We start from the raw sequence: 13,491 nt of genomic DNA, 5'->3' as shown, positions 1-13,491 counted from the left end.
CTACTTCTTACCAATACAGTAATCGCGCAGTTTATTCGCAATTGCAGTATGTGAAACCCCTAAACGCTTCGCTAATTTACGGCTTGAGGGAAATTCACTGTATAAGCCTGACAATATGTTTGACTCATACGATTTCATTATTTCATCTAATGTGCCATCCACATTAATATTAATCACATTCGTATTATTATCAGCAATTGGTAGCATAAAGTGAGATGTACTTAACTGGTTTCTGTCCATTTGTGTTAATGCTTTTAACGTCGAACTTCTAAGCTGGCGAACGTTACCCGGCCACGAGTAACTGCGTAAATAATCATATACGTCTTCAGAAATCGACGGTTTTACAATACTTAACTCTTTACATAGTTGGGCAACAAAAAACTCAAATAACGTCGCAACATCTGATGGACGTTCACGCAATGGCGGTATCTCTAAGAACAGTACATTCAAACGATAATAAAGATCTTCCCGGAATACGCCTTGTTCTACTAAGTCTAGAAGTTCTTTCTTACTTGCGCCAATAATCCCCACATCAACATGGATTTCTTTCTCTTCACCCACACGGCGGAAATTACCATCTTGAATGAAACGCAATAATTTGATCTGTAGAAGCGGACTCATTTCGCTGATCTCATCAAAGAAAACGGTTCCGCCGTCTGCTTGCTCTATGATCCCTTTTTTACCTTCAGGCATATTTGGAAACGCACCAGAAGCGTATCCAAATAATTCAGTTTCTGCGACATCATCTGGCATAGCAGCACAATTAACCACCATAAACGCTTTACCTGAGCGAACAGAAGCACTATGACATGCACGAGCTAACATTTCTTTACCCGTGCCAGTTTCACCTTGGATCAATAATGATTGATCAATATCAGACAGCTTCTTTGCCTGAGAGATTAGCTTCTTATATTTAGTCGAGGAACCAACAAAATGTTCAAAACCAAGATTAGATGATTCAGGTAAAAATGGACGTGCTTGTTGAGAATCAATCGATGGCTTAATAATAACGACGGCACTGGCTAAGATAGAGGCGTTGTCATCATCAGTGATATAAACAGGCATGATTTCCATGACATAATTTACGCCTTCTATTTCCATTGATTCTCGCTGACGAATGCGAGATTCCTCTAGCCAATAAGTAATATTAAAATCAGGCAATAATAGGCTTGCTGGTTGGCCAATAAGCGTTTCTTTGTCTAAATTAAATAAAGAGGCTACGGCCTGATTTGCGTTATCAATTTTACCTTTTAAGCTAATAGAGAAAACAGGGTCAGGGAGCGTACTTAATACCGCTAATAGTTCTGTATTGCGACGTTCACTCGGAAGAAATGGAATTTTACGAACATCCATTACTCCCTCAATTCGACGAATTTTTGCCATTAATTGACTGAATTCATCAAATTCTACTTCTGGAAAATTAAGATAGATTAACCCTGTTTTTTCAATTTCAATATCTCGTAAATCGATATTTTGAGAAGCCAAAATATCAAGTAATTCACGGGTTAGTCCTAATCGATCTTTACATTGCACTTCAAGACGCACAGAAGCTTCCTTAACTAAGATAGGTGTCACAATATGTTTACAGTTAGTTTGCTCGACTACAAAAAAAGAGTCAAGCTGAAGTGATCCAAATAGAGAGTTAATTCGTTTAATTACTCATTGATAATAAAAATAAGCAATGGAGAGTCAATCATGGATATTAAAGTTGGTATAAGTTCCTGTGTTAACGGTGAAAGTGTTCGTTTTGATGGTGGGCACAAAAGTAATAAATTCGCTTCTAAAGTCCTTGCCCCGTACTTTACTTATGTTCCTATTTGTCCAGAAGTTGGCAGCGGTATGTCTGTACCAAGACCAACGATACGTTTAATCACAAATGAAGAAAGAATAGCCCTTGTTGATTCAAAAGACGCATCTCTAGACTACACAGATTCAATGATCGAGTTCTCTCAAAAAACCGTCGATCGTCTAAAAGAAACTGAGATGTGTGGCTACATCGTATGTGCTAATTCTCCAAGCTGCGGTATGGAGCGAGTTAAGGTATATAGCAAAAATAATGCAAAAAAAAATGGCGTCGGTCTTTATACTCAAATTTTGATGAAAGAAATGCCGTGGCTGCCAGTAGAGGAAGATGGACGACTGACTGATCCCGTCCTTAAAGAAAACTTCATTACTCGCGTATTTTGTTTAAATGATCTATATAAATCTATGGATGGAGAGCCTACAGCAGGTAAAATCATTGCCTTCCATTCTCGTTATAAATATACCCTGATGTCACACTCCACCGTTGGATACAAAAACTTAGGTAAATTGGTTGCGAAAGTGGCGGAATATGACATTAATGAGTTTTTTGCTATTTATCGTACACAGTTAATGCAGACCATGACGATACGAGCGTCTCGTAAAAACAATACGAATGTATTAATGCATCTTCAGGGATATTTCAAAAAAGAACTTGAGTCACCACAAAAACAAGAGCTTGCTCAAATAATCCAAGATTACAATCAAGGGCTATTGCCTTTGCTTTCACCAATTACCTTAATTAAACACCATTTAGGTATTCATACAAATGAGTATTTAGCAAAGCAATCTTTCCTTAATCCATATCCTCAAGAATTGAGATTACGCTATGGATTATAAACCAACCATGCAATGCGTTTGGTTTCGTACCGATTTAAGATTGGCGGATAACCCAGCGTTATCTGCCGTTCTTGCTAATCAAGCGCCTACTGTCGCCATCTTTGTTGCCAGTGAATCTCAATGGCAACAACACAATAAAGCGTCAATTCAAATCGATCTGATAAAGAGGCGTTTGCTTGAACTTAAAAAAGAGCTGCACGCACTAGATATTCCACTACTGGTGTTATCCTGTCCTTGGTTTAAAGATGTACCACTACAGCTTCACACATTGTGTAACGATCTTGGTATATCACATCTATTTGCCAATAAAGAATATGAAGCAGATGAATTAAGCAGAGATGCCGATGTTGCAGCACAACTATCTGATGTTCAATGTGCTTTTTACGACGCAAAATGTGCTGTAGAAGTTGGAAAAGTATTGAATAAAACCCACCAGCCCTACAAGGTTTTTACACCCTTTAAAAAAGCGTGGAGAGAGTACTTTTATCAACACTTTCCAACCATTGAAAAAGTGACCGCTTCAGTTGAACTATCGAGTCCGCAACTCGACTCATTGAAAAGTTATAATGCACACGAATTTACCAACTCTATCAGTAATGAAAGTAAAGCATGGCCTGTATCAAATAAAACAATAGTTAATACCATGCGTCAATTTTGTCGTGAAAAATCACAACAATATAATGACCAACGAGATTACCCAGCAATTGAAGGGACAAGTCAACTTTCTCCTTATCTGGCTATTGGTGCAATTTCAGCAAAGCAATGTATTTTACGATTACACCTAGAAGCGAATAATCAACTAACTCAGGGACAAGAGATCTGGCTTGATGAATTAATATGGCGAGAGTTCTACACTCATCTACTTTACTTTTATCCATTGTTGTCTAAAAACCACGCTTTTTTGAGTTTTGACAAATACATTCAATGGAATAACGACAGCGATAAGTTTGAGCAATGGTGTAATGGCGAAACTGGGTTTCCTATTGTGGATGCTGCAATGAAGCAACTCAACAATACCGGTTGGATGCATAATCGCCTGCGAATGATCACTGCCAGTTTTTTAGTCAAAGACTTACACATTGATTGGCGTTGGGGCGAGCAGTACTTTATGTCAAAACTTATTGATGGTGACTTTGCATCAAATAATGGAGGTTGGCAATGGTGCGCATCGGTAGGCTGCGATAGTACGCCTTACTTCCGCATATTTAACCCCACAACACAAAGCGAACGGTTTGATAATAATGGTGTTTTTATTAAACATTGGCTACCAGAGTTAACGGAACTAACAGGAAAGCTATTGCATCAACCCAATAACAAGCCGCTATTAAAACCGGATAATTATGTAGAGCCTATTATTGAGCATGCAGTACAACGATTAAAGACATTAGATATCTATAAGCAAGCCAAAGCTCAGGATATTGCAAGTTAGCCATAGCAAGTATTATGATGGTCTCATCTGTTATAAAGAGTTGTATTAATTGATGTCTAAATCACTACCGTTAGTTCTTGCTGGGCCTATTATTAGAAAATCGAGTGCGACTGAAGTCAAATTATGGCTAACGACTTCAGAACGCCTCGAAGGTCATGCCCTAATTCAATGGGCAGATAACTCACTTGAGTTTATGATCACAGATAAACAATGCATTCAAATCGGTCACCATGCTTGGGTATATCTACTGCAATGCCAAGCGGAGTTTCCGGTAAATCAAGCGCTCGAATACGATATAATAACTCAACATGGCACATTATCTGGTTTGTTACCTAATACGCTTTATTCTAATGAATCTCTCTTTTCATTCATCATTAAAGAGAAAGCTGATTATGTCTTACATGGTTCATGCCGTAATCCTCATTATCCTAGCAAAGACAGCTTAGTCATCGCCAATCAACAATTGAAAACACAAGCGCTTGAAGAGAGAGCTTCACTATTAATGATGAGTGGTGACCAAATCTATGCAGATGATGTCGCAGGACCGATGTTAATGGCGATTCAGCAAATCATTCCTCAATTAGAGTTATTTGAAGAATCGCTTCCTGATACAGCTATCCCAACAAGTACTTCGCTTTACGCCCATCAACATAACCTTTATCAGCGTGATAAGCTTTTGCCGCACTATGTTGATAATACTAATTTTCTTTCTCGATGGAATCTATATAAGTCTCGTCCCATTTTTAGCTCCAGTGAGCACGAAAATCATCTAATCACCTGTGCCGAATTCTTCGTCATGTATTTATTAGTTTGGTCGCCTGCATTGTGGGAATGTGTAAGTCTGCCCGCGTCACTTCCTGATCCTGATAACAAATTAGATAAAAAATGGCACGCTTGCTGGAAAACAGAAAAAATCATTATTGACCAATTTGTGCAAGGGTTGAATGACGTCCAACAACTGTTTGCGCATATACCGACTTACATGATCTTTGATGACCACGACATCACTGATGATTGGAATTTAACCATTGGCTGGGAGAATGCCGTTAATGGGCATCCACTCGCAGCTCAAGTTATTGGCAATGGCTTAATGGGCTACTTTCTGTGTCAGGGCTGGGGAAATAATCCTGAGCAATTTGATAATGAATTTTTAGATGGTTTCCGTCAGCTCTTTAGCGACTACACTCATGATAAACATATACAACTTATCAGGCAGTTAACTCGATTTGAACAGTGGCATTACTCTATCCATACGACGCCTAAAATCGTGGTGTTAGACACTCGAACTCGTCGTTGGCGTTCTGAATCCAATACTAATAAACCATCAGGTTTGATGGATTGGGAGGCAATGCTTGATTTTCAGCATGAGCTTATTGGACAAGAAGCGATCATCATCATCTCTGCTGCGCCTATTTTTGGGGTTAAATTTATTGAAGCCCTGCAAAAAACAATGACTATGTTAGGACAACCGTTAGTGATTGATGCAGAAAACTGGATGGCTCACCCAGGCTCAGCGAATACATTATTGAGTATTCTTACTCACCCTAAAACACCACAAAACTTTGTCATTCTATCTGGTGATGTGCATTATTCTTTCGCCTATGATATTAAATTGCGTCACAGTAAATCAAGCCCTGATATCTACCAAATTACTTGTAGTGGGTTTAAAAACGAGTTTCCTAATGTCTTACTTCGTTTTTGTGATTTTATGGACAGAGTACTCTATAGCCCACACTCTCCATTAAACTGGTTTACAAAGCGTAAGAATTTATTAGTTACCAAACGAGATCCATCGGTCACAAATAACGATAAACTAATTAATAAAAGCTCAATTGGGGAATTAAGGTTGGATGAAAAAGGCAAGCCGGAGCAGATTTCGATTTTAACCGCGGAAGGAGAATCTATTTCCTTCTTGCCTAAATCAAGTGACTGAATCACTTTGTACTATTAAAAATAGTAAGAACTGAAAACATTAATCGTTGAGGGTAGTGTCAGAACCACTCTCAACCTCTATTGAGTTATGGAAGTATAGACCCGTTTCAATTGCGTCTAGCCACTCTAATTCCAACTCTTCATGATACCTAGTTTTATCAAGGTAGTCTGCACTCATATTAATATCCTTATGTGAGTTCCAAGAGCCCGATTATACGAGTCTTGAATTGCAATACTGTGACAGATATACAAAATCCTATTCAAATCGCACCACTACAAATGGTAATGATTATTATTAAGATTGAATTATCTCTCGTTTTATCCTACTCTATAGGACTGTTCTCTACTGAATCTCTATTATGAAATCCACGGTTTTATTTTCTCTTGCTTCTGTTCTTTTGTTGTCAGGTTGCAGTCAACAAATTCAATCGACATCGACACCTTTCCAAGCTATCACCAGTTTCTATGATTATCAATTACTATCACCAACAGGCTTGCCTTTATCTCTTTCAACCTTACCTAATGAGATAATAAAAGCTGATGTTATTCTGGTTGGTGAGTGGCACACTCATGCCGCTATCCATCGCTTTCAAACCGATTTATTTAAAGAGCTCTCTGCAACAAACCCTAAATTAGCGTTATCTATGGAGCAGTTCAGTCGTAATAAACAAACAGTTGTTGATGATTATTTGTCAGGAAAAATTGGCGAACAAACGTTAATATCTGACGCGAAAGCGTGGCCTAATTATGAAAGTGACTATCGTCCATTAGTTGAAATCGCAAAAGCTGAAGGACGCGATGTTATCGCTGCAAACGCCCCAAAGCCAATCGTAAAATGCATTGGTCAACAAGGCATTAGTTATGTAGATAAACTCGATATAGATGAAAAATCATGGCTAGCTGAAAACATTGACCTTACGGACTCTCCTTATAAGTCTAAATTCTTAGCTTCTATGCACCATGGCGATGAAGAACAAACTCAAAAACAATTTGCTGCTCAAATGACATGGGATGCCACAATGGCGGAAAGTATCGTCAATTACATAAGTGACCATCCTAGTTCTCAAATTATGCACATTGCAGGAAAGTTTCATATTGAGAATGGTCTAGGGACAGCGGCACAAATAGTCAAATTAAACCCAAAGCTTAATGTTGTGGTTATCTCACCAATAGAAAAAGCCTCTAATGACGGCTCTGACTATCAACTGGAAGTTTTAGCCCCACCGAAACGCTTTGTAAAACAAGAAAACATGATGAAAGCATACAAAGCAATTAAAAATCGTAACAATGACCTTGTATGTAAATAATTAACGCATAAAAAATAAAACCACTCACTTCGACGAGGGAATCAAAGTGGGTGGTTTTGGTTTAGCGGCATGTTTCATTTCAAGGTTTTTACTTATTTTCGGATAACAAGTACAACTTCACCTACTTGTATACCCCATTTATAAATTTCGGTTTGATTAATAACAACACTATCTGAGATTAGATAAATCCAATCATCAAATTCAACTTCATATTCTGAATCATCTACCTTTAATACCATCGAGTATTTCCAGTTAAGGGCATTCCCTGCACTTTTCCCATAAGCTGTATCAAGAATATCGCTGGCAGTTCCTGTGTACGAGTTATCACCTAAATCTTGAATCACCCACGTTCGTTCTTGCTCTTCACCGTCATTAAATAGAAATTGTTCGTCTAAGGTTAATGTATCCGCCTTCCAGTTAGCCTGAAGATCAACGGTAAACGTTCTTATCACAGTGCCATTAAAGTCCTTTACTATCCCTTCGGCCTTTAAATCACCTTGAAAAAAGGCCTTCATTGAAAATTCAGGCGTTGTCTCTGCATAATCATTAATGTCTTGAGAAGAGCAACCGACTAATAGAATACTAAAAACAAATAGGACTATCTTTTTCATTATCTATCTCCTATCAATTCAAGACGTAAATCTGGATAAGTGGTTTTTTCTGAGACCCAAATATCAAGAAAAAGCTGAGAAAAGTCTTTATTCGCTATTTTTCCAATAGGTTTATCATTTAGAAAAAACTGATTATTCCCTATCTCATCAATGCTAAAAACTAACTTATCTTCAGGTTTCACATCAGGAAATACTTGTTCTAATTCAACTAACCAAGAATCTAAATCAGGATGCTTAATAGATTGTTCTTCCCATTGATCTTTAGTCGCTTTAATTAGATTTTCTTTAGTGATATTACGGTAATATTCAATCTCAAGTGCTTGTGGGTATTGACCATAGATAAACTGGCCTGAAGTAGTAAACAGCTGCGCTTCATACACTGAGATTAAGAACCATGACAGCTCTGATTTACCGCTACTTTGTAAGCCTTGTAATGGAGCGGCTGCCACATTATTTATTGTTAATAGGCTTATTACTATGGTGAGTATACTCATCAATCTTCTCATGACCCTTCCCCTCATTATTTATTCTTGCTCTTAAACGCTTTTGAATAATAATAAATACGGGTAGATTGACTACCCAGATCACTCCAATTGAAAATAAAGTGATTTGATATGAATATGAGAAATCAACAGCGCCTAATCGATGACCAGCTAAATAGTTTAGTGGGCCTGCAATCGCACCAAGCAAAGCAATAAGTCCAAGATTGAAACGAGATAGCCATCCTAAGCTGTGATTAATAGCAAAACCAAAATGACACCATAATAAAATAAGCCACACTGGTATTAATGCATCATTCGGAAATTGATACACGCCAGTAAATGACAGTAGCACATCACCAAAGACACCTAACATCGAAATGAAAATGAGTAAATAAAAGTCTATTTTTCGAGTTGGTGATACTAAAAGATGAAGTAATATTGAAACGACTAAGAAAGGAACGGCTTGCTGTTGATAAAGGATCACAGAAAACCACACCAATTGAAACCAAATAGCATTAATAAGTGGGAAATAACGTGACATTGAAGCCTCCTACAATACCAACCTAAATAAGTACTTGTTTGCTGACTTATCTAGATTGGTATAATGCAAATAATAATCGACTAGCACACTCCATGTTGTGGTTTTGCAGCCACTAAATGCACAGTGCTTATTTTGCGTTCTAAAAAACCACCTTCACAGTAACAAAGGTAGAACTGCCATAAACGGATAAAATCATCACCATAACCCATCTGTTTTAAATCACTGTTTGCATCATCAAAACGTTCATACCAATGACGTAATGTTTTTGCATAATCTAAACCGATGTCATGTAGAGAAGTAATCACCATATCTGTGTTTTGAGCTACTTTATTCGCCATAACACTAACCGATGGCAAACAGCCCCCAGGAAATATATATCGCTGAATAAAATCGACGCTTTTACGGTATTGGTCATAACGTTGATCTGCAATGGTAATTGCTTGGATTAACATTTTACCTTCAGGTTTAAGGTGTCGGCTGCACACATCAAAGAAAGTGCTTAGGTATTCGTGTCCCACCGCTTCTATCATTTCTATCGAAACCAATTTGTCGTACTGACCTTCAAGTGTTCGATAATCTTGCTTTAGAAGGGTAATTCGGTCTTCTAAGCCTAGGGCTTTTACTCTTTGTTCTGCAAAGTCATATTGCGCATCAGAAATCGTCGTCGTGGTAACATTAACACCATAATGTTGTGCTGCATAAATGGCTAACGCTCCCCAGCCCGTACCGATTTCAAGTAAGGTTTCACCTTCTTTTAGTTCAAGTCGCTCACAGATGGTGTGTAATTTAAATAACTGAGCTTCTTCCAAATTGGCATCAACATTGGGATAGATAGCACTTGAATATAGCATCTCTTTATCTAGAAACGTTTTATACATTTCGTTGCCCAAATCGTAATGTGCTAAGATATTCTTTTTAGACCCTTCTTTGGTATTTTTATTGCGTTTGTGATTGATTAAATCAAAGAATTGAACCAGTTTACTAAAGCTATTTTCTACTCGATCAAGTACGCCTTCTTCACGACCTAACACTTGAATCACCTTTGTTAGATTTGGACTTGTCCACCAACCTGCGACATAGGCCTCACTCGCACCAATGCCACCACCAAATAAAATTTTTCGATACGCTTCGGTGTTATTGATCTCGACGACTGCTTTCAGATAGGCTAATGGGTCTCCCAAAACCACTTGTCCAAATTCATCGTTTATTGTTAGTGACGCTTGAGTCATTTTTCCTAAATAATCCAATAACACTTTACGTGCCATGCCATCAATCCATCGCATTGACTTATGATTTTTCTTATCGATTAGCACTGACTCTTTCAATGCTGGTCTCTCTATTTGATTACTAGCCATTGCTCTCTCCTTATTGCTCTGGGTGTGGCACAAACGGGATTCGTTTTATGAATAATTTCAATGCTTGCCAATAAATGCCCCATATTATTTTTACGGTCATCATGGGAATTGAGATCACTTGTTCACGTATATTTTTTGAATTAAATTCTTTTCGAGTCATAGCAATCGTTGCATCAAAAATCTTTTCTTGTTTTTCATCTAAACCACGGTTTTCTAGGTGTAACGATAATCGCTTACTTGGTGCTTTAACAAACCAATGATATTTCATATTCAGATCCAAAAAGGGCGATACATGAAAGGTTTTATCAATGATTTGCTCAGTGCCAATTTTTATTAAGTAATAGTGGGTTTGATTCCATGGCGTATTACTCACCTCGGCCAACAACTCCGTTAATTCATTTTGTTGGTTATAACAGTAATAAAGATTAATCGGACTAAAATAGACCCCAAAACAACGAACCTGTCCAACAAAGAGCACTCTACCTTGGCTGTTATCTCCACCTAATTCACTCACTTTATTCCAAACAGATTGCTTTAGGGGCTCCTCTTGATTGCCGAGATAATCAGAACGACGAAAGTTTAGAGGAGCAAAACGCCCCTTTTTGAACCACCCCACCTGTTCTGTTTTTTCTAATTCATCCAAATCTAAGGCGACAAAGAACATCTGATAACTAAAGCTATGTGCTTTCGTTTGAAATCGCCTGTGTCTTACGTCGCCATAATATAGACAGGAATTGATCATAAGCTAATACCAAAACGCTGGCATACATCTAGCGCACTTTTTACGCCATCTTCATGGAAACCGTTATACCAATACGCACCAGCAAAGTGGGTATGGTGTCGACCACAGATTTCTTCTCGACGAGCTTGCGCCTCTATGGTGTCAGTATTAAATACCGGATGATCGTATTTGTACGAACCTAATATTTTATCTTTATGAATCAATGGTGAGTTGTTTAAAGTGACACAAAATGTTGTTTCTTTAGTTTCTAATCCTTGGAGAATATTCATGTTATAAGTCACACTAGATGGGTTATTTTTATTCCCCGTATCTAAATGATAATTCCAAGCCGCCCATGCACGTTTTTGTATTGGCAATAAGCTCTCATCAGTATGCATAACAACTTCATTTTCTTGATAAGTGAGTTTACTTAGCACTATTTTTTCAGCGGTTGTAATATCACTTAACATTGCTAATGACTGATCGCTGTGACAAGCCAATACCACTTCATCAAAGTCATGTTTATCTTCACCATTTATCTCTAACGTCACCCCTCTAGGGTTTCGAGTTACACTCGTTACAGGACTATTTAAATGAATTTTGTCTTTAAACGTAGCAATCAGAGGTTTAATGTATGAATGAGAACCATTAGGGACCACATACCATTGAGGTCTATTAGCAATATCTAACAAACCATGATTATGGAAAAAGCGAATGAAAAAGTGCAATGGAAAAGCTTTCATATCTTGTAAGCTAGATGACCAAATAGCCGCACCCATCGGTAAAATGTAGTGCTCAGAAAAATAGCTACTATATTCATTACGGTATAAGAAATCACCTAATGTGCCATCGATATCAAGATCCATATGGTCATCACTGTAATCGACACTCCACAGCTCTTTACATTGTTTGTTAAAGCGTAAAATCTCACTAATTAAAGACAAAAACTTAGTATTGAATAAGTTTGAGCGTTGAGCAAAAAGCGTATTTAAATTATGACCATTATACTCAAGACCAGAAATGACATTTTTTACACTAAAACTCATTTCTGTTTCTTGCCCAGATAAACCAAGTTGAGTTAATAACTCAATGAAGTTTGGGTAAGTTCGATCATTAAACACAATAAACCCAGTATCAATATCCCACTCTTTTCCTTCTGCCTTTACTCGTTTTGTTGCGGTATGCCCACCAATATAATCATTGGCTTCAAATACTGTCACATCATGCTCTCGTGATAATAGGTGAGCACACACCAATCCTGAAATACCTGTACCAACTATTGCAATTTTTTTCATTATCGTTTCATCCTTAAAGCGAGCCAGTGCCAAATACGATCTGGGAGACTTCCCATTAAAATTAAGAAACTCGTAAATGGAAATGGAAAATGAATGTGTTTTTTATTTTTATCTATACCAGTAATTATATGCTCTGCTGCTTTATCAACGTCGATTAACATTGGCATAGAAAAATCATTTTTATTTGTTAGTGGCGTTTTAACAAAACCTGGCGCAATGACACTAATCGTAAATTGCTCTGGTGATATATCTAATTGAAGCGATTTTGCCAAGTAATGGATTGCCGCTTTACTTGCTCCATACGCTTCTGCCCGTTGAAATGGAACATAAGAAGCACTTGATCCCATTAACGCTAAGTGACCGCCCTGCTTCATTTTTGGTATTAACGCTTGTAAACAATACCCAATTGAAATTACATTAGTTGTGATCACTCGCTCAAATAATACAGCGTCAAACTGAGTCGCATCATTGATATATTCACATGTCCCGGCATTAAGAATCACGGTATCTAGCATTTCAATCGTAGAAAGTACGTCGAGGATTGAGTTGCTGTCATCAAGATCAAAAACGACCTCAATTAAACTTCCGTTGCCTTTCGCGCTGGTTAAGTATTCTGAATCAACATACCCAGAAAAATTACGACCACACGCATAAACCCGATACCCTTGTTTAAGGTATTTGTTTGTTAAAGAGAGACCGATGCCCGACGTTGCGCCTGTGATTAATATTGTTTTCATGACTGCATTCTCTTTTTAATCAGCTTCACGGCTGAACCAAGAACTGGTAAATGCTCATACAGCATCTGCCCCATGTCTAAGTAATCTCTGTGGTAATACACTCTTTCATTGAATTTAATATGTGAAGTGCCATCAACAGAAATACTTTTCCCTTTACCTATTTTAGGATGGCTATATTCCATCGTCCAAAAAAGACTGGCTTCATTATTATTCTCGATAACATGATGAATATGAAACTGACAATTTAAAATATTCTCGTATAAGTGCTCAAAATACTCAGTAAGCATAGGAAGACCATCGATCTGATGGACAGCATCAATAAATTGAACGTCATTGGAATAGATTTCAGGAAGGCGATGAAGGGTTGAGCGATCTAATTCACTATAAAGTGATATAAATGTAGTAACAAAATTAGAGTGCTTCATGATGATATGTCCTTAT

The 13,491-nt window shown here is 37.6% G+C and carries 14 protein-coding genes; 4 read left to right on the top strand and 10 right to left on the bottom strand.

Annotated elements, in window-relative coordinates:
- Entirely contained in the window at positions 1-1,545 is a 1,545-nt protein-coding gene (tyrR, locus tag BTO22_RS12525; protein WP_105055819.1) for a transcriptional regulator TyrR, read from the bottom strand.
- Positions 1,546-1,695: 150 nt separating this feature from the next.
- On the opposite strand from tyrR, the gene BTO22_RS12520 reads away from it, so the two are divergent.
- The 3 genes from BTO22_RS12520 to BTO22_RS12510 are packed head-to-tail and all read left to right on the top strand — an operon-like array spanning position 1,696 to position 6,002.
- Positions 1,696-2,640: a YbgA family protein gene (locus tag BTO22_RS12520; protein ID WP_105055818.1), complete on the top strand. Its 945-nt coding sequence runs from the start codon at positions 1,696-1,698 to the stop codon at positions 2,638-2,640.
- Entirely contained in the window at positions 2,630-4,069 is a 1,440-nt protein-coding gene (phrB, locus tag BTO22_RS12515; RefSeq protein WP_105055817.1) for a deoxyribodipyrimidine photo-lyase, read from the top strand. The genes BTO22_RS12520 and phrB overlap by 11 nt, the downstream gene beginning before the upstream one ends.
- A 52-nt stretch (positions 4,070-4,121) precedes the next feature.
- The gene (locus BTO22_RS12510; RefSeq protein WP_105055816.1) at positions 4,122-6,002 is read left to right on the top strand and encodes an alkaline phosphatase D family protein; all 1,881 of its coding nucleotides are present in this window, start codon (positions 4,122-4,124) and stop codon (positions 6,000-6,002) included.
- 39 nt (positions 6,003-6,041) lie between these two features.
- Here the strand turns inward: BTO22_RS12510 and BTO22_RS20000 are convergent, their stop codons facing one another.
- Entirely contained in the window at positions 6,042-6,179 is a 138-nt protein-coding gene (locus tag BTO22_RS20000) for a hypothetical protein (RefSeq protein WP_181044644.1), read from the bottom strand.
- A 181-nt stretch (positions 6,180-6,360) separates the two neighbouring features.
- Here BTO22_RS20000 and BTO22_RS12505 point away from each other — a divergent pair, with 181 nt between their 5' ends.
- A complete protein-coding gene (locus BTO22_RS12505) occupies positions 6,361-7,308 on the top strand; it encodes a ChaN family lipoprotein (protein WP_105055815.1) in 948 nt (315 codons plus the stop codon).
- 92 nt (positions 7,309-7,400) lie between these two features.
- Here BTO22_RS12505 and BTO22_RS12500 read toward each other — a convergent pair whose 3' ends face one another.
- From BTO22_RS12500 to BTO22_RS12465, 8 genes are all read right to left on the bottom strand, one after another.
- Positions 7,401-7,919: a DUF3833 domain-containing protein gene (locus BTO22_RS12500; protein ID WP_105055814.1), complete on the bottom strand. Its 519-nt coding sequence runs from the start codon at positions 7,917-7,919 to the stop codon at positions 7,401-7,403.
- On the bottom strand, positions 7,919-8,413 hold the full coding sequence (locus BTO22_RS12495) for a chalcone isomerase family protein (protein ID WP_258132583.1): 495 nt from the start codon (positions 8,411-8,413) through the stop codon (positions 7,919-7,921). The genes BTO22_RS12500 and BTO22_RS12495 overlap by 1 nt, the downstream gene beginning before the upstream one ends.
- Entirely contained in the window at positions 8,370-8,942 is a 573-nt protein-coding gene (locus BTO22_RS12490) for a DUF2878 domain-containing protein (RefSeq protein WP_105055812.1), read from the bottom strand. Before BTO22_RS12490 ends, BTO22_RS12495 begins: the two co-directional genes overlap by 44 nt.
- 80 nt (positions 8,943-9,022) lie before the next feature.
- Positions 9,023-10,297, bottom strand: a complete 1,275-nt coding sequence (locus tag BTO22_RS12485) for an SAM-dependent methyltransferase (RefSeq protein ID WP_105055811.1) — start codon at positions 10,295-10,297, stop codon at positions 9,023-9,025.
- 10 nt (positions 10,298-10,307) lie between these two features.
- On the bottom strand, positions 10,308-11,039 hold the full coding sequence (locus BTO22_RS12480) for a DUF1365 domain-containing protein (protein WP_105055810.1): 732 nt from the start codon (positions 11,037-11,039) through the stop codon (positions 10,308-10,310).
- Positions 11,036-12,313 (bottom strand): NAD(P)/FAD-dependent oxidoreductase, encoded by a 1,278-nt coding sequence (locus BTO22_RS12475; RefSeq protein ID WP_105055809.1) that lies wholly within the window; start codon positions 12,311-12,313, stop codon positions 11,036-11,038. The genes BTO22_RS12480 and BTO22_RS12475 overlap by 4 nt, the downstream gene beginning before the upstream one ends.
- The gene (locus BTO22_RS12470) at positions 12,313-13,050 is read right to left on the bottom strand and encodes an SDR family NAD(P)-dependent oxidoreductase (protein ID WP_105055808.1); all 738 of its coding nucleotides are present in this window, start codon (positions 13,048-13,050) and stop codon (positions 12,313-12,315) included. Before BTO22_RS12470 ends, BTO22_RS12475 begins: the two co-directional genes overlap by 1 nt.
- Positions 13,047-13,475, bottom strand: coding sequence for a nuclear transport factor 2 family protein (locus BTO22_RS12465; RefSeq protein ID WP_105055807.1), 429 nt, complete (start codon positions 13,473-13,475; stop codon positions 13,047-13,049). The genes BTO22_RS12470 and BTO22_RS12465 overlap by 4 nt, the downstream gene beginning before the upstream one ends.
- Between the last annotated feature and the right edge of the window lie 16 nt (positions 13,476-13,491).

The sequence above is a fragment of the Aliivibrio sifiae genome, from assembly GCF_002954705.1.
GTDB classification, from domain to species: Bacteria; Pseudomonadota; Gammaproteobacteria; order Enterobacterales; family Vibrionaceae; genus Aliivibrio; species Aliivibrio sifiae_A.
The sequence above is the reverse complement of the archived record's forward strand: the minus strand, read 5'-3'. Positions and strand labels throughout refer to the sequence as shown.